The sequence below is a fragment of the Henriciella marina DSM 19595 genome, assembly GCF_000376805.1.
Taxonomy (GTDB): Bacteria; Pseudomonadota; Alphaproteobacteria; order Caulobacterales; family Hyphomonadaceae; genus Henriciella; species Henriciella marina.
In genome coordinates, this window is the sequence record NZ_AQXT01000002.1 from 488,724 (window position 1) to 513,155 (window position 24,432).

A 24,432-nucleotide genomic window follows, 5' to 3' on the forward strand; every position below is an offset into this window, starting at 1 on the left:
TAAGGCGGGGTAGCCTGTCAGGGGCCGGCTAGTCCAGAAGCGAAAGCTGTCTGTCCTTGCCGCCTTCTTCCTGCGTCTGATCCACCAAGCGCGTCGGGTAGCAGCCGGTGAAGCAATGGTCGGAAAATTGCGGCATGTCGATATTGCGCTTGACGCCGATGGACGCATAGAGCCCGTCGACGGAAAGGAATCCGAGCGTCTCGACGTTCAGAAAGTCGCGCATCTGCTCCAGCGTGTTGTTCGAGGCGAGCAGCTCTGACTTGGTCGGCATGTCGATGCCGTAGAAGTCAGGATTGACGATAGGCGGGCTGGCCGAGCGAAGGTGGACCTCTTTGGCGCCGGCATCGCGGACCATCTGGACAATCTTCTTGGATGTGTTGCCGCGCACGATAGAGTCGTCGACGAGCAGGACGCGTTTGCCTTCCAGAACGGACCTGTTGGGCGAATGCTTCTTGGAGATGGATTTCTGGCGGCCAAGCTGTGTCGGCTCAATGAAAGTCCGGCCGACATAGTGGCTGCGGATGATGCCAAGCTGGAAAGGCACGCCGCTCTGCTCCGAGAAGCCGAGCGCCGCCGGAACGCCGGAATCCGGCACCGGGACGATCACGTCGACATCAGCAGGGTTTTCGCGCGCAAGCTGGTGGCCCATGCGGCGGCGGACCTGATAGACGCTGCGGCCCTGCACGATGCTGTCGGGGCGGGCAAAGTAGACATACTCAAACAGGCAGGGGCTTTCAGGGCGCTCCGGATAGGCGCGATAGCTTTCCACACCCGCTTCGGAAATGACGACAACTTCGCCATTCTCAATCTCGCGCACAAATTCGGCGCCGATCATGTCCAGCGCGCACGTCTCAGACGCAAGAACCCAGCCCTTGCCAATCCTGCCGAGAATAAGCGGGCGCAGACCAATCGGATCACGCGCGCCGATGAGTTTCTTGTTGGTGAGGCCGACGAAGGCGTACCCGCCCTCAACCGCCTGCATGGCTTCCATGAAGCGATCGCGCATCAGGCCACGGTCAGAGCGGGCCACGAGCTGCAGGACGACTTCAGTGTCCATTGTCGACTGGAAGATGGCGCCGCGGTTGATCAGCTCCCGGCGGAGTTTGACGGCATTGGTGATGTTGCCATTGTGAGCAAGGGCAAAGCCGGTATTCGCAAGGTCCGCAAAAATAGGCTGGATATTGCGAAGGGCTGGCTTGCCAGCGGTGGAGTAACGGTTGTGGCCGATGGCCGCGCTGCCGGGCAGACGGGTCGTCAGATCGCCGCCGAAATTGTCGCCGACGAGGCCCATATGGCGTTCATTGTGAAACTTGTCGCCGTCATAGGTGGCGATGCCACAGGCTTCCTGACCGCGATGCTGGAGGGCGTGGAGGCCAAGGGCGACGAGCAGCGACGCCTCTGGATGATTGAAGACGCCTACAATGCCGCATTCTTCACGAGGCTTGTCGTCATCATGGTCCCAGATCATCGACACCTCGGCTCATTGGTTCGAGTGCGAGGTATGCCCTGGTGCAAGATTCGTCAAGGTTGGCTGGCTTCAGCACTGTGACTGAGGGCTGGTGCGCTCTCTTCGACATAGTCGGCGCCGTTTTCCAGCAGAGGATAGGTCTGCGCGGTGCGTATCCATTCCGGGATGCGGTCCTGATCCAGTGCCATGCGAAGCAGGAAGACGAAGAAAACCAGGACCACCGCGCCGCGCGCAAAGCCAAACGCCGCGCCCGTTACCCGGTCAAGAATGCCAACGCCGTCAACGCCCTGAATGGATCTCGACAGGTTCGCACCGAACCAGGCGACGATGACGTAGACCAGCAGAAAGAAGCTCAGAAAGAGGACAAGGTCCGGCAGCCAGGCGGGCGTATCTTCGGGCAGAAAGCGGACGACCGTATCGCGCAGGAAGAGGCGCGCATAATAGGCTGCGGCCAGTGCGGCGATGAAGGCACCAAGGGTTGCCAGCTCCCGCATGAACCCGCGCGCGAACGCCATGACCGTCGACAGGATAAGCAGGACGATCACGATCGCGTCGAAGGCTGTGAGGGCGCCCATCATGGTTCTGGATCCGGACCTATTAAATCTACCAGATCAGATAGGCGTGACAGAGGCTTTACGGTCAACCCTTCAAATGATCCGGCGCTGCCTTCCGGAACGAAGGCATTCTGGAAGCCGAGGCGCTGGGCTTCCTTCAGGCGCTGGTCCATGCGGGCCACTGGCCTGATCGCTCCGGAAAGGGCAACTTCACCAAAAAAGATCGATTTTTCAGGGGCTGGGCGGTCGGCGAGCGAGGTGAGGAGGGCTGCCGCTGCGGCAAGGTCACCGGCCGGTTCTGCCATTCTGTAGCCGCCAGCGACCGAGAGATAGACGTCACGGCCCGCCAGTGAGACACCGCACCTTGCCTCAAGAACAGCCAGCACCATGGCCAGCCGGTTGGCATCCCAGCCGACGATACTGCGCCGCGGCGTGCCATAGGATGAGGCCGCAACGAGGGCCTGAACTTCGGCAAGAACAGGCCTGGAGCCTTCCATGGCGGCGAAGACGGCGGTGCCGCCTGCGTGCTCATTCTCATTGGACAGAAAGAGGGCTGAGGGCTCACGGGCCGGGGCAAGGCCGTACTGGTGCATCTCGAAGATGCCGATCTCATCGGTCGGGCCGAAGCGGTTCTTGACCGCGCGCAGGATGCGGAACTGGTGGCCCCGCTCGCCTTCGAAATAGAAGACGGTGTCGACCATATGCTCGACGACGCGGGGCCCAGCGATCTGGCCTTCCTTTGTCACGTGTCCAACCAGAATGACGGCTGCGCCGGATTTCTTGGCCCAGCGGGTAAGTTCCTGCGAACAGGCGCGGACCTGCGCCACCGAACCGGGCGCTGCTTCAAGGCTGTCGGACCACATGGTCTGAATGGAATCTATGACAACGAAGTCGGGTTTCGCGGCTTTGAGAGAGGAGAGGACCTTTCGAAGGTCTGTCTCGGTTGCAAGTTCGACAGGGCTCTCTGCCACTTTGAGGCGGCGGGCACGGTCCTGTATCTGGGCAGCTGCTTCCTCGCCGGAAACATAGACGGTCGAGAGGCCGTTGCGGGCAAGGCGGGCGGCGACCTGAAGGAGAAGCGTCGACTTGCCGATGCCCGGGTCACCGCCAATGAGCGTCGCTGACGAAGGAACGATGCCGCCGCCGAAGACGCGGTCGAGTTCATCAACGCCAATCATATGGCGGGTGGGCGCTTCTTCTATGGCATTGAGGGAAGTGAACTCGACCCTGCCGGCCTTCTTGGAAAGCGACTTTGGCGCAGCCAGACCGCCAGGCGCGGCAGATGTCGTTTCCTCGACCAGCGTATTCCATTCCCCACACGCGTCGCAGCGCCCAGACCATTTGGGATGGACGGCGCCGCAGGACTGGCAGGTAAAGACGGTGTTCGACTTGGCCATGGGACAAAGACCTAACCTGTTGGCGCGCGAGGGTGAAGCAAGTTTTGCGGACGGGCGACATATCGAATTACGATAATTTAATTATCGATAATCAATAATTATGCTAAGAATGTCGAACAGGGACAGGGTCAAACAAAAAATAAAAGAGAAGGACCCATAACAATGAAAACCAAGACCGTTATCACCGCAATCGCCCTCACCGTCTGTGCAGGTTTCGCAGCCCCGGCTTTCGCCGGAAGCGCCCAAGGCGTGAAAAGTGTCGAAGCAGATATTTCCGGCCTCGACCTCTCGACGCCCGAGGGTTACGCCAAAGCAGAAAGCCGCATCAAGCGCGCAGCGGAACATGTTTGCCTTGCCCGCAGCGGCCCACAGCCGATCGCTATTCGCCGCGCCACTGCGATCTGTGTTGAAGCTGCCCAGAAGGACGCCATGGCGTCACTCCTTCCGAAGGCCGAGCGTGTAGCCCAGGCTGACAAGGTGACCGAAAGCTGATCGCCTGCACATAAGCCAATATAAGCGGCCGGTTCGAGAAGGACCGGCCGTTTGCTTTTGCGGCTAGCCCTGCGGCCGCTGGATTGGCAAGACGAAGCACGCCTCGCTAGAGAAGGCCGGGTGAAACACATCGCGATCATCGGGGCAGGGCCAGCGGGCCTCATGGCGGCGGAAGCTGCACTGGAGCAGGGCGCGCGCGTGTCGATCTATGACGCAATGCCGAGCGCGGCGCGCAAATTCCTGATGGCTGGCAAGAGCGGCCTCAATATTTCCCATTCCGAGGACGAGAAGCTTTTCAGGTCTCGCTATGGTGCGCCTGATGGGCGGCTGGCAGCGATGATAGAGGCGTTCGGTCCGGTCGATGTGGAGCGCTGGATGCGAGGCCTGGGGATCGAGACCTTCACGGGGAGCTCGGGACGGATCTTTCCGACCATGATGAAAGCGTCACCATTGCTCCGGGCCTGGCTCGTCCGGCTGCGTGAGGGCGGCGCGGAACTGCACACGCGCCAACGCTGGCAAGGATGGGAAGGCGAAGCGCTTTTGTTTGACACGCCGGAGGGCGTCCAACGCATCGGCGTCGATGCAACGGTTCTGGCGCTTGGTGGCGCAAGCTGGTCGAGGCTTGGCTCTGATGGAAAATGGGCCGGCCTGCTGGAGGCGCGGGGTGTCGAGATCGAACCATTTGCGCCATCCAATTGCGGCCTCCAGAGAGACTGGTCGGCGCGGCTGCTGGCGGCCCATGAGGGCGCGCCACTGAAAGGCGTGGCGCTGTCCGCAGGCGGGCAGACGGTGCAGGGCGATGTGGTGATCACGCGCAGCGGTATCGAGAGCGGGGCGATCTATCCGCTGTCTGCTGATCTGAGACGTCAGATTGCCGAGACGGGGCAGGCGGTCCTGAGCGTCGACCTTCTGCCGGATGTGACTGAGGAGACGCTGGCCGACCGGCTGGCAGCGGCGAACCAGAGAGACTCCATCTCCAACAGGCTGCGCAAGGCGGCGCGGCTCGACAGGACAAAAATCGCGTTGGTGAATGAGGTAACGCGGGGAGCACCGCCGAGGGACGCGGCTGCGCTGGCGGTGTTGCTGAAGGCATTGCCGCTGACCCTTGATGCCACGGCGCCGCTGGATGACGCGATCTCCACCGCCGGCGGGGTGTCTTGGGCCGCGCTGGATGAGCGGCTGATGCTGAAAGCGATCCCTGGAACGTATTGTGCCGGCGAGATGGTGGCCTGGGATGCGCCGACGGGCGGCTATCTGCTGACGGCGTGTCTTGCGATGGGCCGGGCAGCCGGAGAAGCTGCGGCGCGCTCCCTCTAAAAATTACAGGCTGGCTAAATTGAAGGCTGGATCGGGCCTTCGGCGCGTCCGTGGACGAACTGGTCGACGCGGTCATCACCTGAACGGTCGATCTCACCTGCCGGGCCGCGCCAGATGATCTTGCCCTCATAGAGCATGGCGATCTCGTCAGCGACCTTGCGGGCCGAGGCCATGTCATGCGTGATCGTGACGGCAGCCGCGCCAAGCGCTTTGACCTGTTCGATGATGAGGTCGTTGATTGCGTCGGCGGTGATCGGGTCGAGGCCGGTGGTCGGCTCATCGAAGAAGATGAGGTCCGGCTCGGTGATGATGGCGCGGGCGAGGGCGACGCGCTTTTGCATGCCGCCCGAGATTTCAGCGGGCGTCAGATCAGCGACAGACGCGCCGAGACGGACCTTTTTGAGGGTCGCTATCGCGCGCTCTTTCGCGTCCGAGCGCTTCATCTTGTCGGCATTGATCAGGCGGAAGGCGACATTTTCCCAGACGGTGAGCGAATCAAAAAGCGCGCCGGACTGGAAGAGCATGCCGACGCGTGCGCGCATCGCTTCGCGGTCCTTGCCCTGGTCATTCGTGACATCCTCGCCGTCGAACAGGATTTTTCCAGCATCGGGTGTCATCAGGCCAAGCGCGTTCTTGAGCATGACCGACTTGCCCGAGCCAGACCCGCCAAGCACGACGAGCGAGCGGCCGGGCGCGACATCGATATCGACCCCGCGCAGGACATCATTCGAGCCAAAGCTCTTCTTGACGCCTTTGAGTTCGAGAAGGGGCTGCGCCATCAAATGCCGATCCGCACGAAGAAAGTGGAGAGGATGTAGTTGGATGCCAGCACCAGCACGGCGGCGCCAACCATTGAAAGGGTTGCGGCGCGCCCGACACCGGTTGCGCCAGCTGATGATTTCGAGCCCTGATAACAACCCATCAGCGCAATCACCATGCCGAAGACAACCGCCTTGATGAGGCCGACGACAACATCATTCATTGTCAGGAAATCGACCGTGTTGCGCAGATAGGTCGTGGAGTCGAAGTCGAGTGCGTAGACGCTGACGAGCCAGCCGCCCATGACGCCGATAATGTCGGCGATTAGAACCAGGAATGGCAGGGTCAGCGCGGCAGCAAGGAAGCGCGGAGCATACAAGTAACGGAACGGATTGGCAGAGAGCGTCTTCAGCGCGTCGATCTGCTCGGTCACTTTCATGGCGCCAATCTCGGCGGCGATGCCCGCTGTGACGCGGCCAGCCAGCATCAGGCCGGTAATCGTGGCGCCAAGTTCACGTGTGATGCCGAGGACAACAATGTTGGGCACGAATTGCTCAGCGCCGAACCGGTTGCCGCCGGTATAGATGTTGAGGGCGAGCGCTGCGCCAATGAAGACCGCAGAGAGACCGACGACGGGCAGGGAGTAAAAACCGATTGCCACGATCTGTTTCCAGAGCTGGGCAAGGTTCCAGGGCGGGGTGAACGCGGCGAGAGCCGTGCGGCCCGTAAAGATCGAGAGGCGTCCGATCTCAGCAAAGAGGGCGAGCGTGCCACGGCCGGTCCAGGCAAGCGGGTTTGGAAACCCGCCGGATTTAGTCGTAGATGCGTCTGACACGATGGCCCAGTCCTGTTACGAGTTCATAGCCGACTGTGCCGGCGCGTGCGGCCTGCTCTTCGAGCAGCACCTCGGCTCCGATGAATTGGGCGAATGCTCCCGGCATTGCAAGGTCTTGTGCCTGCGTCACGTCGATCGTGATGAGGTCCATGGAGACGCGCCCGACGATCGGGCAGTGAATACCACCAAGCGAGGCCACGCCCTTATTGCTGGCCGAGCGCGGAAACCCGTCGCCATACCCCAGCGCCACCGTTGCCAGCATGCGGGGCGTTTCGACCTGGTAGGTCGCGCCGTAGCCGACCGTTTCGCTGGGCTGGACTGCCTGCACTGTCAGGATCGGCGCTTCGAGCGTCATGCCCGGCTTGAGGGTGACACCTTCGGGCGTGGGCGGCCCGCCGCCATATAGGCCGATGCCTGGCCGAACGACATCGAAGCCATAGGTGGCGCCCATGAAGCAGCCGCCTGTATTGGCAAAACTTTTTTGGGCCTCTGGAAAGCCGGATGCGGCCTCTGTGAAACGCTCAAGCTGCTGTGTGTTGATCGCGCGCGAACGGTCATCTGAATCGACCAGATGGGACATGATGTGGACCGGCGGATTGGCGGCCGTCAGGCTTTTCAGCGCCGCGAGATCTTCCAGCCGTACACCTAGGCGGTTCATGCCGGTGTCGATATGGACCGCATATTCCGGCGTGTCGCTGAGCCCGAGCCAGCCCTTGAGCGCGGGCAGGGCATTGATGACGGGGGTGATCTTGCTGGCGCGAACAAGCTCTGCATCTTCCGGTTCAGCGCCGTTGAATGCCATGATGATTGCATCTGGCCCGACGATGTCTCGAAGTTCTGCGCCTTCCTCGACATAGGCGACAAAGAAGGTGCGGCAGCCGGCCTCATGCAGGGCAAGCGCGACGGGGCCGACGCCATGTCCATAGGCGTTCGCCTTGACCACGGCGCCGGGTCTGGCCCCCGGTACAAGTGCGCCAATCGTGCGCCAGTTGGCGACGATATTATCTGTATGGATAAGGGCTTGCGGGCTGAGGCTCATTCAGGCGGCATAGTCCGCTGCGCTGCCTCGCTGCAAGCATCTTTACTCGTAATCGTCTTGCGGTTGCTGGCGCTTTAGATTGCCGAAGCGGGTGGTGTTGGCGTCGAAGGCGAGCGTGACCCGGCCAATCGGACCATGGCGCTGCTTGCCGATAATGACCTCAGCGGTGCCGAGCACTTCGTCCATGCGCTGGCGCCATTTGGTCCATTTTTCTGCCGATTGGGGGTCATCGCCGCCAGACTGGGGCTCTGTCCGCTCAAGGTAATAGGACTCGCGGTAGACGAACATGACGACGTCGGCATCCTGCTCGATGGAGCCGGACTCGCGAAGGTCGGAGAGCTGAGGACGTTTGTCTTCGCGCTGCTCGACCTGACGTGAGAGCTGTGAGAGGGCGATGACAGGAACGTTGAGCTCCTTTGCCAGCGCCTTGAGGCCCATGGTGATCTGCGTGATTTCCTGAACGCGCGAGTCGCTAGCCTTGCCGGTGGTGGAGGTCAGGAGCTGCAAATAGTCGATCACGACCATGTCGAGGCCGCTGGTGCGCTTCAGGCGGCGGGCACGCGCAGCGAGCTGGCTGATCGAGATGCCGCCCTGGTCATCGATATAGAGCGGCAGGTTCTGAAGCTCTTCGGTGGCCTGGCGGATCTTCTCGAAATCGCTGGCGTCGAGATCACCCTGACGGATGTGGTGGGCGTTGAGTCCGGTGCGGTCGGCGATGATCCGTGTGGCGAGCTGTTCGCACGACATCTCGAGCGAAAAGAAAGCAATTACAGCGCCTTCCACGGTTTTCTTCGAGCCGTCGGGCTGTGCTTCGCGTCGGCATTTCTGGGCGGCGTTGAAGGCAATGTTGGTGGCGAGCGTTGTCTTACCCATTGAGGGGCGACCGGCCAGAATGACGAGATCGGACTTGTGGAACCCGCCAAGCATGGTGTCGAGGTCATCAAGCTCCGAGGCGATGCCGGCAATCTTGCCATCCCGCTTGAATGCCGCCTCTGCCATGGCGAGCGATTCTTTGAGCGCAGTGGAAAAGGAGTGGAAGCCACGTCCCGACGAGCCACGGTCGGCGAGGTCGAAGAGCTGGCGTTCTGCAAGCTCGAGCTGTTTGTCGCCGTCTTCTTCAGGCGCTGGCTTGAAGGCGCGGTGCTGGACGGTCGCACCAATGTCGATCAGCTCGCGGCGCATCGCGAAGTCGCGGATCATGCGCGCATAGTCTGTGATCTCAGGGCCGAAGGCGGCGGAGTCCAGGAGTTCTGCCAGATATGACGCCCCGCCAATCTCCTGCAGCTTGTCGGCCTTCTCGAAATGCTCACGCAGGGTGATGCCATCGGCGACGCGGCCGCCCTGGATCATGGTGGCGCAAACCCCGAAGATTTCCTGATGGGGGATGGAGTAGAAATCGGTGGTGCGGAGGATGTCGGCAACGCGCTGGAACGCATTGTTGTCATAGAGGACGGCCCCTAGCACACCGGCTTCGGCAGAGAGGTTATGCGGCGCCTCGACCGTTGTCGGTGTATTGGACATATCGTTCATGGGAGACCACCTCCATCTTAACAGGTCGGTAACCTTATCGGTGGGCGGCGCGATATTTCAGACTTGACTTACAGTCTTTCGGGCGCCGTCCACAGGTGATGCGCGGTCTGTGGATATATCCCGATTCGCATGCGGGCATGTGCGCCAGAAAAAGGCCGCACCCCGTAGGATGCGGCCTGATCTAAATTCGCAAAACGTGAGAAGGATCTATTCCTCTTCAGGCGCTTCGCGGGTTTCTTCGTCGCGCTCGGCGGAAGCTTCTGCAAGCTCAGCGGCTTGTTCTGCGCTCGCGCCCTGCTGTTCGGCCTGGATCGTGTTGATCACATTCTCGCCTGCAGCCTGGCGTTCAGCTTCTTCCATCGAACGCGCAACGTTCACAGTGATCTCGATAGAGACCTCAGCGTGAAGGCGAACGTCCATTTCGTAGATGCCAACGGTTTTGATTGGCTGGTCGAGCTTGATCTGGCCGCGGCGGACCTTGAAGCCCTGTTCGGCAAGACCATCGACGATGTCGCGGGTCGAGACGGAGCCGTAGAGGTTGCCAGTGTCGGACGACTGACGGATCAGGACCAGTTCGGTGCCGTCCATGCTTTCGCCTGACGTCTTGGCTTCTTCGCGGGCGTCAGCGTTACGCTTTTCGATGAGGTCACGCTCTGCAGCGAAGCGGGCACGGTTCTTTTCGTTTGCGATCAGTGCCTTGCCGCGTGGCAGCAGGAAGTTACGGGCAAAGCCGTTCTTCACTGTGACTTCTTCACCGAGTTCGCCGAGATTTTCGACGCGTTCAAGAAGGATGATATCCATGTGTCTGGTCCTCCTACTTCACGGTGAATGGCAGAAGCGCGAGCATGCGGGCGCGTTTGATGGCGCGGGCAAGCTTACGCTGGTTCTTGACGTTCACTGCAGTGATCCGCGAGGGGACAATCTTGCCCTTCTCGGAGATATAGCGCTGCAGGAGTTTCACATCCTTGTAGTCGATCGCCGGAGCACCTTCGCCCGAGAACGGATCGACCTTGCGACGGCGGTTGAATGTGCGCCGGGCAGGGATGTTGGTGATGTTGATATCACCTTTGTTGTTTTCTGAAGACATGTCTCTCTTCCTTAATCCTTGCGGTCGCTGCGGCCTTTACGGCCCATCATCGCGGACGGCTCTTCTTCCAGCTCATCGACCTTGATGGTCATGTAGCGGATCACATCGTCCGAGATGCGATGACGGCGCTCAAGCTCATGAACGGCGGCAGCTGGGCCGTCGATATTGAGCAGGGAGTAGTGTCCCTTGCGCTGCTTGTTGATTGGATAGGAGAGATTGCGCAGGCCCCAGTATTCGGTCTTGCCGACCTTGGCGCCCTGGCTTTCCAGCCATTGGCCGAGCTCTTCGATCTGGCTCTCGACCTGTGCAGGCGAGATGTCCGGACGTGAGATCAGCACGTGTTCGTATAGTGCCATAGTTTCATTCCCTGATGGTGAGAAGCGCGGCGCAGGAACGCGGGAAAACGTTCCGGCGATGGCCCCCGAAAATCCGGCTCATTCCGGACATCGGGACCGCACCCCGTGTGAAGAGGGGGCTTAAACCCCAGACTGTGGACAAAATCAAGGCGCAAAGCCCAGTCGTATCAGGCCTTGTCGGCGTCCATAATGGCCGCAACACGGTCGCCGCCGATGCCATCGCGTGTGAATTCGAAGGTTCCGGTCTCAACAAGTTCTTGCGCGGCCCTTATCAGCGCGCCGTGCGCGGCATTTGAAAGGCTTGAACCGAGACTGATACGGCGCACGCCAAGCGCGGCAAGATCGGCAACGGGAACGAAGCCATCGCGCGGCCCCATGAGGACGTTGAGCGGCCGGTCAATCGAGGAAAGGACCGTGCGAATGTCGTCTATCGACCTCAGCCCTGGCGCGAAGAGAATATGGGCGCCCGCTTCCTGATAGGCCTGAAGGCGGGCAATCGTGTCAGCGAGATCCGGAAATCCTGTGAAGAAGTTCTCGGCGCGCGCCGTGAGCGTGAAGGGGAAAGGCAGGGCGTTCGCGGCTTCCGCGGCTGCGGCAACCCGGTCGCGCGCTTTTTCGAGGTCGTATTGCTGGCCGAGCGCCGTGCTGAAATCCTCAATCGAGCCCCCAACAAGGCCTGTATCGGCGGCAAGTCCGATTGTCTCGGCGCAGGTTTCTGCGGCATCGCCAAACCCGTTTTCAAGATCAGCAGAGATGGGTATGTCGGTCGCCTCGCAAAGCGCCGCCGCATGCGACAGCACCATGTCGCGCGTGACCTCATAGTCCTGCAGGCCAATGGAATTGGCGAAACCGGCGCTGGTCGTGGCGAGGGCCTTGAAGCCCAAACCCTGCAGGATCCGCGCTGAGCCGACATCCCAGGGGTTGGGCATGATGAAGCAGCCTTCCTCATGTAGGGCGCGAAAAGCGCCGGCTTTCTGGTGCTGGTTCATCGTGGTCGGGCCTCGTCAGTTGTGGATCTCAGCCCATGACGCAAAGCAGAATCTAACGCCACCCGATACTTGCGCATCTTTAGGCGGCCTTCTACGCAATGCGCAAAATAGAAACGAGATTCACCAGAAGGGCAGGACCGCATGACGACGACGTTCGCGTTCATTTTTCCGGGACAGGGCAGCCAGTTTATCGGCATGGGCAAAGACCTCGCCGAAGCGTATCCAGCAGCGCGCGAGGTGTTCGAGATCGTCGATGCCTCTCTTCAACAGGATCTTTCCAGGCTGATCTGGGAAGGCACTGACGATGAGCTGAAGCTGACGGCGAATACCCAGCCAGCCTTGATGGCGGTCAGCCTTGCGGCCATCCGTGCGCTTCAGTCTGAAGGTGTCAGCCTCGACCAAGCAGCCTTCGTCGCCGGCCACTCCCTTGGAGAATATTCAGCACTGGCAGCGAGCGGAGCGATTGAGCTTGCGGATGCGGCCCGTATCCTGCGTATTCGCGGCAATGCCATGCAGGCGGCGGTGCCCGCAGGCGAGGGTGCGATGGCAGCCCTCCTGGGCGCGACGCCGGAACAGGCGGTGGCCCTTTGCGAGCTTGGCCGCGCCGAAGGCGGTATCTGCGAGATCGCCAATGACAATGCGCCGGGTCAGATCGTCATTTCCGGCTCGAAGGCGGCAGTTGAACTGGCAGCGTCCAAGACCGGCGAAGTCGGCATCAAGAAAGCCATGATGCTCCCCGTCAGCGCGCCGTTCCACTGTTCGATGATGCAACCGGCCGCCGACGAGATGATGTCGGCGCTTTCAGATATCGAGATCAAGGCACCCGTGGTGCCATTGATTGCGAATGTGACCGCTGCGCCGACGTCTGATCCAGCAGAAATCCGTGGGCATCTGATCGAGCAGGTTTGCGGACAGGTGCGCTGGCGCGAAAGTGTCGAGTTCATGGTCTCGCAGGGGATCGAGCTGACCGTGGAGGCGGGCGCCGGCAAAGTGCTTAGCGTGATGAACCGGCGCACGGCAAAAGAGATCGAAGGCCTGACGCTCGGGACGCCCGAAGACATAGAATCAGTTGCTAAGCGCCTCGGCTAAGGCGACAAGGGTCGAAACCGAGAAGACGGCAGAAGCCGCAAGAAGGAAGGATGAGAGCCGCATGTTTGATCTGAGCGGACGCACAGCGCTAGTGACCGGGGCCTCCGGTGGCATTGGCAGCGCGATTGCGATGGCGCTGTCCGAAGCTGGTGCTAAGGTTGCCCTGTCCGGCACGCGCGAAAGTGTGCTGGAAGAGGTGAAGTCGGGCCTGCCAGGTGAGGGCGTCGTCGTAACGGCCAACCTCTCTGATGCAGATTCGGTCGATAGCCTTGTCAGCCGCGCCGAAGAGGCCGCCGGCAGCCAGCTAGACATTCTGGTCGCGAATGCAGGCATTACCCGCGACAAGCTTCTCATGCAGATGAAGCCCGACGAATGGGACGAGGTGCTGAACGTCAATCTTGGCTCTTATTACCGGCTGACCAAATCGGTTGTCAGGGGCATGATGAAGCGCCGGTATGGCCGCATCATTGGCATCACCTCGATTGTCGGCGTGACTGGAAATCCAGGTCAGGCCAATTACTGCGCCTCCAAGGCAGGCATGATCGGCTTTACCAAATCGCTGGCGCAGGAAGTCGCCAGCCGGGGCATTACCGCAAACTGTATTGCGCCCGGATTTATCGAGTCGCCGATGACAGATGTGCTGCCAGACAGTCAGAAAGAGGCGCTTCTGGGCCAGATTCCTTCAGGAAAACTGGGTCAGGGAAGCGACATTGCTGCAGCCGCGGTCTATCTTGCATCGTCAGAAGCGGCCTATGTTACAGGCCAGACGCTGCATGTGAATGGCGGCATGGCAATGATCTGACCGCGGGTCACCCAAACAGTTGCAGCCCTTGGCGTTATCTTTATCAGTGTGCTAACGGGCAACCTAAGACGTAACAGTCTTCCCATCAGACATCATGAGAGAGGTTTCCATGTCTGACGTTTTCGAGCGTGTTAAAAAGATCGTAGTCGAGAATCTCGACGTAGAAGCAGACAAAGTGGCGGAATCGGCGAGCTTTATCGACGATCTCGGCGCAGACTCCCTCGACCTGGTCGAGCTGGTCATGGCTTTCGAAGAAGAGTTCAACATTGAAATTCCTGACGATGTTCAGGAAAACATTCGTACCGTTGGTGACGCTGTCACCCACATCAAGGCCCACGTCTCTTAAGAGGGTTAGCTGATGCGCCGTGTCGTCATTACCGGGATTGGTCTCGTTTCTCCGCTGGCTAGCGGACGCGAGGCCACGTGGGAGCGTTTGCTCGCAGGCAAGTCTGGAGCAGGTCCCATCGATCTGTTTGATACAAAGGACGTGCCCTGCAAGATCGCTTGCCAGGTACCCTGGAATGACGGCACCGGCCGCGGCGGCGGCAGTGCGGACGATCCGCACTCATTCGACCCCGACAAGGCGGCCTCTCCCAAGGAGCGCCGCCGTATAGACGAGTTCATTCTCTATGCGCTCGCTGCAGCGGACGAGGCTGTGGCCGACTCTGGCTGGGTGCCGGAGACGGAAGAAGACAAAGAGCGTACCGGTGTCATGATCGGCTCCGGCATTGGTGGTCTTCAGTCGATCTACGAGACGTCGATCACGCTTCGTGAGAAGGGCGCCCGCAAGGTCAGCCCGTTCTTCATTCCCTCGGCACTTATCAATCTGGCCTCCGGCCAGGTGTCTATCCGCCATGGCTTCAAGGGTCCGAACCATTCCGTGGTGACGGCGTGTGCAACAGGTGCGCACGCTATCGGCGACTCGGCACGGCTCATCAAATATGGCGACGCCGACTTGATGTTGGCGGGCGGCTCAGAAGCTGTGATCTGTGAAATCGGTATTGCCGGTTTTTGCTCTGCAAAGGCCATGTCGACCAATTTCAACGATACGCCCGAGAAGGCCTCGCGCCCTTACGACAAGGACCGCGATGGGTTTGTCATGGGCGAGGGTGCTGCGATCCTCATGCTGGAAGAGTATGAGCACGCAAAGGCGCGCGGCGCGAAAATCTATGCCGAAGTGGCAGGCTATGGCCTCACTGGGGATGCCTACCACATCACCGCGCCGGCCGAAGGCTCCGAAGGTGGCTACCGGGCCATGAAGATGGCGCTTGGCCATTCAGGTCTAGACGTCACCGACATCGATTATGTGAACACACACGGCACGTCGACGCCAAAAGGCGATGAGGGCGAGATCGGGGCTGTCGAACGCCTGTTTGGCGATCATGCGAAGAACTTGTCCCTGTCGTCGACGAAGTCGGCCGTCGGCCACCTGCTTGGAGCAGCTGGGGCCATTGAGGGGGCGTTCTGCGCCCTTGCGCTGCGCGACCAGATCATGCCGCCGACACTCAATCTCGACAATCCGAGCGTCGACACGCCGATCGATCTCATTCCGCACACTGCGAAAAAGGGCAAAGTCCGCGCGGCGATGTCGAACTCTTTCGGATTTGGCGGCACCAATGCCTGCCTCATCCTCAAACAGGTCGACTAGTTCCCTAATTGTCAAAGCTCAGGCAAGGTAGGATGAGCTTGATTGAGCGGGGGCTTGGATATGCGGTTCATTAAGGCGCTTTTCGCGTTCGGATTTGTCTTTGTCGGCCTCGCTGCTGTCGCGATCGTCGCAAGCTGGCTTTGGCTACAGAACGAGATTTCGAAGCCAGGACCGCTTGCTGAAAGTGCAGTCTTTGAAGTGCGCAGCGGCGATTCGGTTAGCGCAGTGGCCCAGCGTCTTGAAAACGACGGCATCATCGGCAAGGCTGACGTCATGAAGCTGCACGCGCGCTTTTCCGACCAGCAGGCCGCTATCAAGGTTGGGGAATATGCCATCCCGCCAAGCTCCAGCGTTGCCTCTATCTTGGATCTGTTCGTCTCCGGCGATGTCATCACCTATCGCATCACGGTGCCTGAAGGCCTGACCACGGCGCAGATCCTGCGTATTGTCGAGAACCATGCAGAACTGGAAGGCGACATGCCGGATCGTGAGATCGGAGAAGGTACTTTGTTGCCGGACACATATATCTTCTCGGCCGAGAGGTCGCGCACCGCGATGATAGAACGCATGGAAGAGGCCCAGGACGAGCTTGTGGAGGCCCTTTGGGCCGAGCGCGCCGATGATCTGCCTGTTTCGACGCCGGAGGAAGCAATCATCCTTGCGTCGGTCGTTGAAAAAGAGACCGGCAGCGCCGAGGAACGACCGCTTGTCGCCGGCCTTTTCACCAACAGGCTGCGCCGCGGGATGCGGCTCGAAAGCGATCCGACCGTGATTTACGGGGTGTCGAAGGGTGAGCCGCTTTATCGGATGCTGAACGGCAAGCAGGTCCGCCGCACGCTCTATCGATCAGAGCTCGACCGCGTGACCGAGTGGAACACCTATGAGATCGATGGTCTGCCGAAGACCCCGATCTGCAATCCGGGCCGCGACGCGATTGCCGCTGTGCTTGACCCGCCGGAAACAGATTACATCTTCTTTGTCGCTGACGGGACGGGCGGTCACGCCTTTGCCGAAACACTCAGAGAGCATAATCGCAATGTTGCGGCTTATCGGCAATATGAGCGCGAAGAAATTGCGCGCGAACGGAGCCAGGATTGAGCGGCAATGTTTCCTCCATGACGGGGTTCGCCCGTGTCTCCGGCGAAGCAGACTGGGGCGGCTGGGCCTTCGAGGCGAAGAGCGTCAACGGGCGCTCTCTCGATGTGCGTGTGAACGTCCCCGGCGGGTTCGAGGCGCTCGAACGCCTGATCAAGCAGGCCGCATCGAAGCGGTTTGCACGGGGCAACATCCAGATCGGGCTCAGGATCGAGTTTACAGGGTCGGCTGAGACGCTGAACGTCAACCACGATGCCCTGCAGCAGCTATTGAGATCATTCGAGACCGCCTCCGGCCATGCAGCTGACCTCGGCGCTATTGCGACGCTGATGGGCATCAAGGGGGTCGTGGAAACCGGTAGCCAATCGACGCGCACGCTGGCCAGCGATGAGACGGTCGAGATACTAGGCGAGGCGGCCAAGGAATGCCTTGCCGATCTCGAGGCAGCTCGTCTAGCCGAGGGCGGCGCGCTGGATGCCATGATGGCAGGCTATTTGAATGAGATGGACGCTTTGGTTGCCAAGGCCGAGAGTGTTGCCGGCGAGCAGCCCAAGCTACTGACGGCCAGGCTCGAAAAGCAGCTTGCAGAGCTGGAGGCCAGCGACAAGGTCGATGCCGAACGCATGGCCGCCGAAATTGCGCTATCGGTTGCCAAGGCAGATGTGCGTGAGGAGATTGACCGGTTGCGCGCGCACATCACCAGCGCGCGGGGGCTGCTCAGTGAGGGCGGCGCAATCGGACGCAAGCTCGACTTCCTGGCGCAGGAGTTCAACCGCGAGGCCAATACGCTCTGCTCAAAATCGGCCAGCCTCGATTTGACGAATGCGGGACTCGCGCTCAAAGGGCTGGTGGACCAGTTCAAGGAGCAGGCAGCGAATGTCGAATAGCGGCCACCCCAAAGATGCAGGCGAACGCAGAGGCCTGATGCTGGTGATTTCCTCGCCATCTGGCGCAGGCAAGACCACGCTCGCCCGCCGTCTGATGAAAGAATTTCAGGATATCAAGCTGTCGGTTTCGGCAACGACGCGCGAACCCCGGCCTGGCGAGACCGATGGCAAGGATTATCACTTCAAGAGCCGGCAAGACTTCCGCGATATGATTGCGCGGCGCGAATTCCTCGAATGGGCGCTGGTCTTCGACAATCTCTATGGCACGCCGCGCGCAGATACTGAGCGCCTGCTCGAGACCGGTCATGACGTCCTGTTCGATGTGGACTGGCAGGGCGCAGATGCCCTTCACGATCAGATGCCCCGCGACGTGGTCTCTGTCTTTATCCTGCCGCCCAGCATAGACGCGCTGAAAAGCCGGCTGTCGGCGCGGCCCGGGTCGACCGACGAGATTGTTGAGCGCCGCATGCGGGACGCGCGCGCGGAGATGCGGCACTGGCGGCGCTATGATTATGCCATCGTCAATGATGACCTCGACGTTGCGTATCACCGGCTGGAGCGAATCTTGCTGGTTGAGCGCCTCAAGCGACTTCGTCAGCTGAGCCTGGAAGACCATGTGCGTGAGTTGATGGGCGAGGCCTAGTGCCCCCTTCCACGCCGCGATATGCCTAATCAAACATAATAAAATCAGAGAGTTCGAAAGCAGATGTCACAAAGCTTCCAGAGCCAGCTAGAAAATATGGATGGCATCTATGCCGCGCTCTTTTCGGCGGCTGAAGAAATCTATGCCGAGCTGAAAAAGGGCGTTGGCCTGAAATTCGCGACGTCGAGCAATGAGTCCGGAGACGACCAGATCGAGATGGACGTGATCGCTGATGAAGCCTTTTTCAATGCGCTGAAAGAAGACGGCAACGTCCGCTATGTTGTCTCTGAGGAACGGCCCGGACTGAACAAGATTTCCGACGGACCTTACAGCGTCGCGCTCGATCCGCTCGACGGGTCGAAATCAGCCCTCGTCGGCATCCCGTCTGGTGCCATCTTTGCGATCTTCGAGAATGCCGAAACCGCCCCCGACTTCAACGGCAAGAATATCGTCAGCGGCGGATTTTTTGTCTTCGGCATGAATCTGGAAGTCTATTTCGCAGATGGCGACAAGGTGTATGGCGGCATCTTCGACGGAAGCGACTGGTCGGTCCTGCCGATTGAAGGAGGCCTGCCATCGGCCGAAATTCTTTCCATCAACGCCCAGAACCAGACCGTCTGGGATGAGTGGCTGCAACGCCATTATGCCTGCCTCTTCGACACCAAGGGTGGACGTGAGAAGCCGCAGAATATGCGCTGGTATGCATCCATGGTGGCCGACATGAAGCGGATGGTGCTTCAGGGCGGCCTCTTCGCGTATCCGTCCGCCAACATCAAGGGCTATGAAGAGGGCAAGCTGCGGCTTGTCTATGAAGCCATTCCGATGGCGTTCCTGATCAAGGCGATGGGCGGGTCATCGACGGATGGCGAGCGCTCACTGCTGGAGGTTCCGGTCGAGACGCTGCACCAGAAGACGCCGGTCTTCATTGGTGAGAAAGCCAAGATTGACGCTGTCGAGGCGGCCAGGAAAGCCTGATCGATCCACTTTCAGGCTTCGTGGCTAGGCGGTTGCAAGGTGTCTTGCGAGTGATCTGAACTCTTCCTGCGTCAGCGTTTCGGCGCGCGCAGTCGGGTCGATCCCGCAGGTTTCAAGCCAGTCGGTTGCATCCAGGCCGCGTGTTTTGGCGAGCGGTTTAAGGCTGGCGCGAAGCATCTTGCGGCGCTGGCCGAAAGCCGCAGTGCTGACTTTCTCAAGCGTGCCGAGATCCTCAAAGCGCTGGTCTGGCTGTAGCGGCGTCAGGACGGCGACCGCGCTATCGACTTTCGGCGGAGGCTGGAAGGCGCCAGGCGGAAGGGTGAAGGCGATGTGCGCGTCACAGACAGCGTGGGTGATGACCGCAAGGCGGCCATAGTGCGGGCTGCCCGGCCCGGCGACGATACGCTCAGCGACCTCTTTCTGGAACATCAGCGCCATCTCTCCGCGCCAGTCCCCTGTCTTCAGCCAGTCGATGAGCAGCGGCGTGCCGACATTGTAGGGAAGATTCGCGACGATCATGGCGGGAGCAGCGCCGCCGACCTCTTCGATCAGGCTGGACCAGTTTATCTTGCGGGCATCGCGTTGGTAAATGTGGAGGCGGCCTTCTTGAGCTTCAGGCCAGTCTTCGAGGGCGATGGCAAAGCGTTCGTCCGCCTCGACGCAGATGAGTTTGCCGGCGCCTTCCTGTAACAGGGCGCGGGTGAGGCCGCCTGGGCCGGGCCCCACTTCGATAACGGTACGGCCTTCTACTGGACCAGCTGCAAGAGCGGTCCGGCGCAGGATATCGGGGTCGAACAGGAAATGCTGTCCAAGCGCCTTCCAGGCACGACCCGGCGTTAGTTCAGGTGTGTCACCGGTCATGGCGAGCCCGCTGTGCGGCCATTTTGCTGGCGAGGCTTATGGCGGCGATCAGACTGTCAGGGCGGGCCGTATTCGCTGCGGCTGCATCATAGGCCGTGCCATGGTCGGGACTGGTGCGGATGACCGGAAGGCCGAGTGTCGTGTTGACCCCGCCCCAGAGGTCCAGCGTCTTGACCGGGATGAGACCCTGGTCATGCGTCATCGCGATGATGGCATCGAACCGGCCATCCAGCATTTCAGCGAAGATGGTGTCTGCAGGCCGGGCAGGGCTGACGTCTATCCCTTCGGCGCTGAGGCGGTCTGCCACCGGGTTGATGATGTCACGCTCCTCCAGACCAATCGTGCCACTTTCGCCGGCATGCGGGTTGAGGCCGGTCAGCCCAATGCGAGGCGCGTTGATGCCGAAATCGCGCATCATGGCGCGTGCTGTGGTCCTGATAACGTGCTCAAGCTTTGGGGCGGTCAGATGATCCAGGACCCGCATCAGAGGTACGTGGATGGTCGCGAGCGCCACTCTGAGGCCGCCGCCGACCAACATCATCACAGGCGGGGTCACGTCGCCCGTTTGCTTGTGCGCGAGATCAGCAAGATATTCGGTATGGCCTGGATGGGGGAAACCCGCCGCGTAAAGAACGGCCTTCGAGATCGGATTGGTAACAACGGCGCTCGCGCGGCCAGCAAACGTGTCCGCCATGGCGCGATCGATGCTTTGAAGGATTGCGGGCGCAAGGGCGCGATCCGGGGTTCCGGTCGTGAATTCGGGAAGCGAGCCGGAGAGCGGGATCACGGGCAGCTTGCTGGCAAATACGCTGGCAGCGTCGGCCGGACATCCAATGGTTTCGCCGTCGTCTCCGAAAAGCGCCGGATCCGCGATGACGTAGAAGGGAGATGCGCCAGCATCGCGCGAGAGCGTCTGCCAGGCGCGCAGCGTGATCTGTGGCCCGCAACCGGCCGGGTCGCCCATGGTGACGGCGAGCGGCAGGTCATCAGATGTTGTCATGAAGCGTAGGGCCTGAATATGGGCACGGGCTTCGGTCTAGCTGCCACGCTGGATGATGGTCGCATCACGGCGCAGATTGCGCAGCGAGCGTTCGGAAATCATCGAGAGCTCACGGGCAAAGAGACGGTCTTCCATCTCGTCGCGCGTCGGCAACGCGGCACCGGACTGGCGGCGATCGCAGACATACATGACGGCAAGCGTGCCGGACGCGGAAAAAACCTGGGTAGGTTGGCCGATCTCGACTTCGTTGATCATGTTCTGACCTTCGACGCCGAGGTCTTCAATGCGCACATCCGTGATTTCGGCGGCGTCCAGATTTGCGTTGCCGCTCGCTGCATCTACTGCTTCTTCGCAGCTGCTGGCGCTGCTCGCCGCTTCGCGAAGGGCGTCTTCAGAACCATCGGTGACAGCAAGGCGAACAAGGTCAACGCGGGTTTCAACTTCGTCAGGGTCTCGCTTGCCCTTATAATTGATGAGATAGATTCCATTGGACACGGTGATCGGCTCGGAAAAACCCGTCGTGTCCATGTCCTGGACCACTTCTGCCACGAGTGGATCTATATCCTCGAGCGACACCCACCCCATATCACCGCCTGACGCGGCAGTAGGGGCAGAAGAGAGCCGCTGCGCTGCGAGGGAGAAAGGCGCCCCGGCTTCAAGCTGTTCTATGATCGTCGCGGCGCCGCGAAGGGCCTGCCTTTTTTCTTCTTCGCTTGGGGCGTAGAGGAACAGCTCATCCAGATGATATTGTACCTTCGTCAGGGAGGCTCGTTGCTGTTCAAGCGCTTCGTCGATCTGGTTGCGCGAAATTCGGATCCGCGAGCCGTACAGGCCGCCCATGATCCGCCGCCACGCAATCTCTGCGCGCATCTGGTCCTCAAGGCTGGACGGATTTACGCCAGCCGAAAGCAGGACATTGACGAGGCCATCACGATCGAGACCGGACTGGCGAGCCATGTCCGAAATGGATCGATTGATGTCCTCATCAGAAACTTCGACTTCGTATTCGGACGCCTCCTGAAGCTGGAGCTTTTCGTCGATAAGCTCATCGAGCGCTTGCGAGGTAACCTGCTGGATCTGTTCCTGTGTCGGCTGTTGAGCGCCAAGCGTCAGAAGCAAAAGGCTCGCGCGCTCCCGGACATCGCTATAGGATAGCGGCTGGTCATTGACGATGGCGACAATGCCTTCGATCGTCTGTGGTTCTGATTGAGCCACAGCAGGCGCGGAAAATGAGCCAGCTGTAACGGCGACCATTGCGGATGCCAAAAGAGTTTTCATCATCGCAAACCTCCAAGGTGACGCAGGAGACAATCCAATTTCCCGGTTCGGTGCGGAGCATACCGTTCGACGGGTCTCACGCAACGGGCCGGGTTCAGTGAAGCTGGTTTCCTGTCCACCGTGCCCTAGTCGAAATTACGTGAACCAAGCTCGCCGATCGTCTTGAAGCCAAAGCGGAAAACGATTGATTCCGATGGGCCAAGTTCACGGTTTTGCGTGCCTTGTCGCTCATAGACGAGTTCGAAACGCGAGCAGTCATCTTCATACGCGATGCCAAGCGCCTGCCGGATATTCAGGTTCTGCTCAAACTCGCGCTGCAGCTCGAAGAGGACGAGGAAATTGTTCGTGACATTCACTTCGCCAAGCAGGAAAACGCCTTCCTGACGGATGCCTGACCGAGTGATGCTTTCGTCTATTCGGTAATAGACCGCTTTGGCGCGTGCCCGCTCAAGGTTAAAATCAAGCGCGGTGTCCAGACGGTTCAGCGCCAGGCTGTCATCATCGAGACGAAGCTTTGCGTCAAAGCTGAAATTCTCTGTGACATCGACCGAGAAGCTGGCGAGCCAGTCACTGACCGTGCCGTCGAGGTTGCTGGGTACATCAAAAGCGTTGTCGTCCTCGCTGCGCCAGCGTCTGCCGACAAGCCCGGATACTTCAAATCCGTTTTTCCAGCGCGCGACGGCGGAAATACCGGCGCCGATCTTTTGGTCACCTTCATAGAGGTCGTATCCCGCCTGCGCGTTCGCATCAAAGAGGGATGCGGTGTCGAGTTCATAATAAGCGCCGTCTTCGATCGGGATCGGATCGTCGTTGGGAGAGCCAGACGCGACGGCACCCATGACGATCGGCTCAACAAGGAGGTCGATCCATTTGCCTGGCCGATAGAACGGCATGGAAAGTTTGACGCCCGCAGCGCCAAGGCCGCGGGTGATCGTCGACGTTTCATCGACCGTCGGGAAGTCATTCAGGTCGTAATAGTCGAACCGGCCTTCTGCGAATGGCTCAACAATGAGACCGCCAGGGATGATCCGTTGTGTCGACCAGTCGACCCCCGTCGATACCCGGCGACTATCAGCGCCTGCCACGCGTTCGAGGAAGGCGGCCGAGCCTGTTAGACTGACAAAGCCATACTTCCCAAGATCGAGATCATACTGCGAGTTGATAAGCGGCAGGACGTCGGCGATCGCGTCTTCTCGCAGGCCTTGCGCCTGAAGGTTGTCAAAGGTCTGCAGAGACGCATCGACGTACCAGTTGTGTGACTGGCCCTGCGTGTAGAGCTGCGACAGGAGCGTTTTGGGCTGGCTGTAATAGATGCCGCGCCGGTCATTTTCGCCGCTGATATCATAACGATCCGTGTAAAGGTCGTCGGTGACTTCTTCGACCGCGAAGCCCCAGTCCCATTCATCAGAAATTCTGAAGCGGCCGTCAGCAAACAAATGCCCGCGGAACGCCTTGTTGTTCAGGCGCTCACCATCGTCATCGAAACGCGCTTCATTGGTGAAACTGAAGTTGACGTTGACGTCGCCTGAATAGAACCGTTTGCGATAGTCAAACTCTAGGAGTGGATCAATCTTGGTGTAGAAGGCCGGCGCAACGACAAGATCCTGATAGGGGGATATGTTCCAGTAATAGCGGGGCTGGAGGAAGGCGCCGTATTTCGTGGAGGCACCAAACCGGGGCACAAGGAAGCCGGACCGTCGCTCAGCGTTCGGATCGGGGTGCGAAAAGTACGGAAAATAGACCACGGGTACGCCGGCAATCTCGAAGACGGCGTCGCGATAGGTATACATACCCGTCTCTTCGTTGAGGACGGCTTTGCGGGCGCGAATGGCCCATGTCGGTGTCGATTGGCCTTCACAAAGCTCACAGGCGGTGAAGATTGCGCGGTCTAGCTCAGTGATGGTTTCGTTGCGGCGCTCGGCGGTATTGGCCGCAGCAGTTTCGCCCGCGATCGAGCGAAGCGAAAAGCCGGCAGCATAGCCGTTGGCGAGACGGGCATCTGTCTCGATCTCTTCGGCGAAACGCTCGGTGCCGTCCGGCTCGGTTATAACGATATTGCCCGACGCCCTGACGCGGCCGGTTTCGCGGTTGTAGGTCAGCCTGTCAGCGGTGAGGACGCGGCCTTCATACTCGGCGCGGACATTACCTTCGGCGACAACCAGATTCTCATTCTCGAGAACGTAGGCATTGTCGGCATCGAGGACGACGCGATCTTCAACTTCGACCGCCTGACGCTCGACATCCTTGGTCTCGGTCGCGTCCTGAGCAATTGCTGGAGCTGCAGGAGCCGCCATTAGCAGCGTCGCAAGTATCAATCTCCAGGCCATTCCG

General features: G+C 60.1%; 25 protein-coding genes. 10 read left to right on the top strand and 15 right to left on the bottom strand.

What is annotated here, in order from left to right; genetic code table 11:
• Positions 1 to 28: 28 nt before the first annotated feature.
• From purF to radA, 3 genes are read right to left on the bottom strand one after another with little or no spacing between them, the layout of a single operon-like run.
• Positions 29 to 1,468 (bottom strand): amidophosphoribosyltransferase, encoded by a 1,440-nt coding sequence (gene purF / locus F550_RS0102450; RefSeq protein WP_018146939.1) that lies wholly within the window; start codon positions 1,466 to 1,468, stop codon positions 29 to 31.
• A 53-nt stretch (positions 1,469 to 1,521) separates the two neighbouring features.
• A complete protein-coding gene (locus F550_RS0102455; protein WP_156807800.1) occupies positions 1,522 to 2,046 on the bottom strand; it encodes a CvpA family protein in 525 nt (174 codons plus the stop codon).
• Positions 2,043 to 3,419: a DNA repair protein RadA gene (radA, locus tag F550_RS0102460; protein ID WP_018146941.1), complete on the bottom strand. Its 1,377-nt coding sequence runs from the start codon at positions 3,417 to 3,419 to the stop codon at positions 2,043 to 2,045. The genes F550_RS0102455 and radA overlap by 4 nt, the downstream gene beginning before the upstream one ends.
• A gap of 162 nt (positions 3,420 to 3,581) precedes the next feature.
• Between radA and F550_RS0102465 the strand changes: the two genes are divergently transcribed.
• On the top strand, positions 3,582 to 3,911 hold the full coding sequence (locus F550_RS0102465) for a UrcA family protein (protein WP_018146942.1): 330 nt from the start codon (positions 3,582 to 3,584) through the stop codon (positions 3,909 to 3,911).
• A 120-nt stretch (positions 3,912 to 4,031) separates the two neighbouring features.
• Positions 4,032 to 5,228 (top strand): TIGR03862 family flavoprotein, encoded by a 1,197-nt coding sequence (locus F550_RS0102470; protein ID WP_018146943.1) that lies wholly within the window; start codon positions 4,032 to 4,034, stop codon positions 5,226 to 5,228.
• Between the two features lie 14 nt (positions 5,229 to 5,242).
• On the opposite strand, the gene F550_RS0102475 is transcribed toward F550_RS0102470, so the two are convergent.
• From F550_RS0102475 to F550_RS0102510, 8 genes are all read right to left on the bottom strand, one after another.
• Positions 5,243 to 6,007 carry an ABC transporter ATP-binding protein gene (locus tag F550_RS0102475; protein ID WP_018146944.1) on the bottom strand — a complete coding sequence of 255 codons (765 nt, stop codon included), beginning with the start codon at positions 6,005 to 6,007 and terminating at the stop codon, positions 5,243 to 5,245.
• The gene (locus tag F550_RS0102480) at positions 6,007 to 6,822 is read right to left on the bottom strand and encodes an MlaE family ABC transporter permease (RefSeq protein ID WP_018146945.1); all 816 of its coding nucleotides are present in this window, start codon (positions 6,820 to 6,822) and stop codon (positions 6,007 to 6,009) included. The genes F550_RS0102475 and F550_RS0102480 overlap by 1 nt, the downstream gene beginning before the upstream one ends.
• The gene (gene alr, locus F550_RS0102485) at positions 6,800 to 7,861 is read right to left on the bottom strand and encodes an alanine racemase (protein WP_018146946.1); all 1,062 of its coding nucleotides are present in this window, start codon (positions 7,859 to 7,861) and stop codon (positions 6,800 to 6,802) included. Before alr ends, F550_RS0102480 begins: the two co-directional genes overlap by 23 nt.
• 42 nt (positions 7,862 to 7,903) lie before the next feature.
• Positions 7,904 to 9,391, bottom strand: coding sequence for a replicative DNA helicase (locus F550_RS0102490; RefSeq protein WP_018146947.1), 1,488 nt, complete (start codon positions 9,389 to 9,391; stop codon positions 7,904 to 7,906).
• A 207-nt stretch (positions 9,392 to 9,598) separates the two neighbouring features.
• Entirely contained in the window at positions 9,599 to 10,192 is a 594-nt protein-coding gene (gene rplI / locus F550_RS0102495; protein WP_018146948.1) for a 50S ribosomal protein L9, read from the bottom strand.
• 13 nt (positions 10,193 to 10,205) lie between these two features.
• Entirely contained in the window at positions 10,206 to 10,478 is a 273-nt protein-coding gene (gene rpsR / locus F550_RS0102500) for a 30S ribosomal protein S18 (protein WP_018146949.1), read from the bottom strand.
• An 11-nt stretch (positions 10,479 to 10,489) separates the two neighbouring features.
• Positions 10,490 to 10,834, bottom strand: a complete 345-nt coding sequence (rpsF, locus tag F550_RS0102505) for a 30S ribosomal protein S6 (protein ID WP_018146950.1) — start codon at positions 10,832 to 10,834, stop codon at positions 10,490 to 10,492.
• A 167-nt stretch (positions 10,835 to 11,001) separates the two neighbouring features.
• Entirely contained in the window at positions 11,002 to 11,823 is an 822-nt protein-coding gene (locus tag F550_RS0102510) for an isocitrate lyase/PEP mutase family protein (protein ID WP_018146951.1), read from the bottom strand.
• Between the two features lie 141 nt (positions 11,824 to 11,964).
• Between F550_RS0102510 and fabD the strand changes: the two genes are divergently transcribed.
• The 8 genes from fabD to F550_RS0102550 all read left to right on the top strand — a co-directional run bounded on the left by fabD (position 11,965) and on the right by F550_RS0102550 (position 18,962).
• Positions 11,965 to 12,912: an ACP S-malonyltransferase gene (gene fabD, locus F550_RS0102515; RefSeq protein ID WP_018146952.1), complete on the top strand. Its 948-nt coding sequence runs from the start codon at positions 11,965 to 11,967 to the stop codon at positions 12,910 to 12,912.
• A gap of 61 nt (positions 12,913 to 12,973) precedes the next feature.
• Positions 12,974 to 13,714 (top strand): 3-oxoacyl-[acyl-carrier-protein] reductase, encoded by a 741-nt coding sequence (fabG, locus tag F550_RS0102520; RefSeq protein WP_018146953.1) that lies wholly within the window; start codon positions 12,974 to 12,976, stop codon positions 13,712 to 13,714.
• A 109-nt stretch (positions 13,715 to 13,823) separates the two neighbouring features.
• Positions 13,824 to 14,060 carry an acyl carrier protein gene (locus tag F550_RS0102525; protein ID WP_018146954.1) on the top strand — a complete coding sequence of 79 codons (237 nt, stop codon included), beginning with the start codon at positions 13,824 to 13,826 and terminating at the stop codon, positions 14,058 to 14,060.
• A gap of 12 nt (positions 14,061 to 14,072) precedes the next feature.
• Positions 14,073 to 15,362 (top strand): beta-ketoacyl-ACP synthase II, encoded by a 1,290-nt coding sequence (fabF, locus tag F550_RS0102530; protein ID WP_018146955.1) that lies wholly within the window; start codon positions 14,073 to 14,075, stop codon positions 15,360 to 15,362.
• 60 nt (positions 15,363 to 15,422) lie between these two features.
• A complete protein-coding gene (mltG, locus tag F550_RS0102535) occupies positions 15,423 to 16,460 on the top strand; it encodes an endolytic transglycosylase MltG (protein WP_018146956.1) in 1,038 nt (345 codons plus the stop codon).
• Positions 16,457 to 17,344, top strand: a complete 888-nt coding sequence (locus F550_RS0102540) for a YicC/YloC family endoribonuclease (RefSeq protein ID WP_018146957.1) — start codon at positions 16,457 to 16,459, stop codon at positions 17,342 to 17,344. Before mltG ends, F550_RS0102540 begins: the two co-directional genes overlap by 4 nt.
• Positions 17,334 to 17,987 (top strand): guanylate kinase, encoded by a 654-nt coding sequence (gene gmk, locus F550_RS0102545; protein ID WP_018146958.1) that lies wholly within the window; start codon positions 17,334 to 17,336, stop codon positions 17,985 to 17,987. The genes F550_RS0102540 and gmk overlap by 11 nt, the downstream gene beginning before the upstream one ends.
• Positions 17,988 to 18,050: 63 nt before the next feature.
• Positions 18,051 to 18,962 carry a class 1 fructose-bisphosphatase gene (locus F550_RS0102550; RefSeq protein WP_018146959.1) on the top strand — a complete coding sequence of 304 codons (912 nt, stop codon included), beginning with the start codon at positions 18,051 to 18,053 and terminating at the stop codon, positions 18,960 to 18,962.
• Between the two features lie 24 nt (positions 18,963 to 18,986).
• Here the strand turns inward: F550_RS0102550 and rsmA are convergent, their stop codons facing one another.
• The 4 genes from rsmA to F550_RS16630 form a co-directional block, all read right to left on the bottom strand.
• Positions 18,987 to 19,823, bottom strand: coding sequence for a 16S rRNA (adenine(1518)-N(6)/adenine(1519)-N(6))-dimethyltransferase RsmA (gene rsmA, locus F550_RS0102555; RefSeq protein WP_018146960.1), 837 nt, complete (start codon positions 19,821 to 19,823; stop codon positions 18,987 to 18,989).
• Entirely contained in the window at positions 19,813 to 20,823 is a 1,011-nt protein-coding gene (pdxA, locus tag F550_RS0102560) for a 4-hydroxythreonine-4-phosphate dehydrogenase PdxA (RefSeq protein WP_018146961.1), read from the bottom strand. Before pdxA ends, rsmA begins: the two co-directional genes overlap by 11 nt.
• 36 nt (positions 20,824 to 20,859) lie before the next feature.
• The gene (locus F550_RS0102565) at positions 20,860 to 22,104 is read right to left on the bottom strand and encodes a peptidylprolyl isomerase (RefSeq protein WP_083910895.1); all 1,245 of its coding nucleotides are present in this window, start codon (positions 22,102 to 22,104) and stop codon (positions 20,860 to 20,862) included.
• Between the two features lie 122 nt (positions 22,105 to 22,226).
• Positions 22,227 to 24,428: an LPS-assembly protein LptD gene (locus tag F550_RS16630; RefSeq protein WP_083910896.1), complete on the bottom strand. Its 2,202-nt coding sequence runs from the start codon at positions 24,426 to 24,428 to the stop codon at positions 22,227 to 22,229.
• Between the last annotated feature and the right edge of the window lie 4 nt (positions 24,429 to 24,432).

Coding starts and splice junctions, on each gene's coding strand:
- purF (WP_018146939.1), bottom strand. CDS start 1,468: ATGATCTGGGACCATGATGACGACAAGCCTCGTGAAGAATGCGGCATT.
- F550_RS0102455 (WP_156807800.1), bottom strand. CDS start 2,046: ATGATGGGCGCCCTCACAGCCTTCGACGCGATCGTGATCGTCCTGCTT.
- radA (WP_018146941.1), bottom strand. CDS start 3,419: ATGGCCAAGTCGAACACCGTCTTTACCTGCCAGTCCTGCGGCGCCGTC.
- F550_RS0102465 (WP_018146942.1), top strand. CDS start 3,582: ATGAAAACCAAGACCGTTATCACCGCAATCGCCCTCACCGTCTGTGCA.
- F550_RS0102475 (WP_018146944.1), bottom strand. CDS start 6,007: ATGGCGCAGCCCCTTCTCGAACTCAAAGGCGTCAAGAAGAGCTTTGGC.
- alr (WP_018146946.1), bottom strand. CDS start 7,861: ATGAGCCTCAGCCCGCAAGCCCTTATCCATACAGATAATATCGTCGCC.
- F550_RS0102490 (WP_018146947.1), bottom strand. CDS start 9,391: ATGAACGATATGTCCAATACACCGACAACGGTCGAGGCGCCGCATAAC.
- rplI (WP_018146948.1), bottom strand. CDS start 10,192: ATGGATATCATCCTTCTTGAACGCGTCGAAAATCTCGGCGAACTCGGT.
- rpsR (WP_018146949.1), bottom strand. CDS start 10,478: ATGTCTTCAGAAAACAACAAAGGTGATATCAACATCACCAACATCCCT.
- rpsF (WP_018146950.1), bottom strand. CDS start 10,834: ATGGCACTATACGAACACGTGCTGATCTCACGTCCGGACATCTCGCCT.
- F550_RS0102510 (WP_018146951.1), bottom strand. CDS start 11,823: ATGAACCAGCACCAGAAAGCCGGCGCTTTTCGCGCCCTACATGAGGAA.
- fabD (WP_018146952.1), top strand. CDS start 11,965: ATGACGACGACGTTCGCGTTCATTTTTCCGGGACAGGGCAGCCAGTTT.
- fabG (WP_018146953.1), top strand. CDS start 12,974: ATGTTTGATCTGAGCGGACGCACAGCGCTAGTGACCGGGGCCTCCGGT.
- F550_RS0102525 (WP_018146954.1), top strand. CDS start 13,824: ATGTCTGACGTTTTCGAGCGTGTTAAAAAGATCGTAGTCGAGAATCTC.
- fabF (WP_018146955.1), top strand. CDS start 14,073: ATGCGCCGTGTCGTCATTACCGGGATTGGTCTCGTTTCTCCGCTGGCT.
- mltG (WP_018146956.1), top strand. CDS start 15,423: ATGCGGTTCATTAAGGCGCTTTTCGCGTTCGGATTTGTCTTTGTCGGC.
- gmk (WP_018146958.1), top strand. CDS start 17,334: ATGTCGAATAGCGGCCACCCCAAAGATGCAGGCGAACGCAGAGGCCTG.
- F550_RS0102550 (WP_018146959.1), top strand. CDS start 18,051: ATGTCACAAAGCTTCCAGAGCCAGCTAGAAAATATGGATGGCATCTAT.
- rsmA (WP_018146960.1), bottom strand. CDS start 19,823: ATGACCGGTGACACACCTGAACTAACGCCGGGTCGTGCCTGGAAGGCG.
- pdxA (WP_018146961.1), bottom strand. CDS start 20,823: ATGACAACATCTGATGACCTGCCGCTCGCCGTCACCATGGGCGACCCG.
- F550_RS0102565 (WP_083910895.1), bottom strand. CDS start 22,104: ATGATGAAAACTCTTTTGGCATCCGCAATGGTCGCCGTTACAGCTGGC.
- F550_RS16630 (WP_083910896.1), bottom strand. CDS start 24,428: ATGGCCTGGAGATTGATACTTGCGACGCTGCTAATGGCGGCTCCTGCA.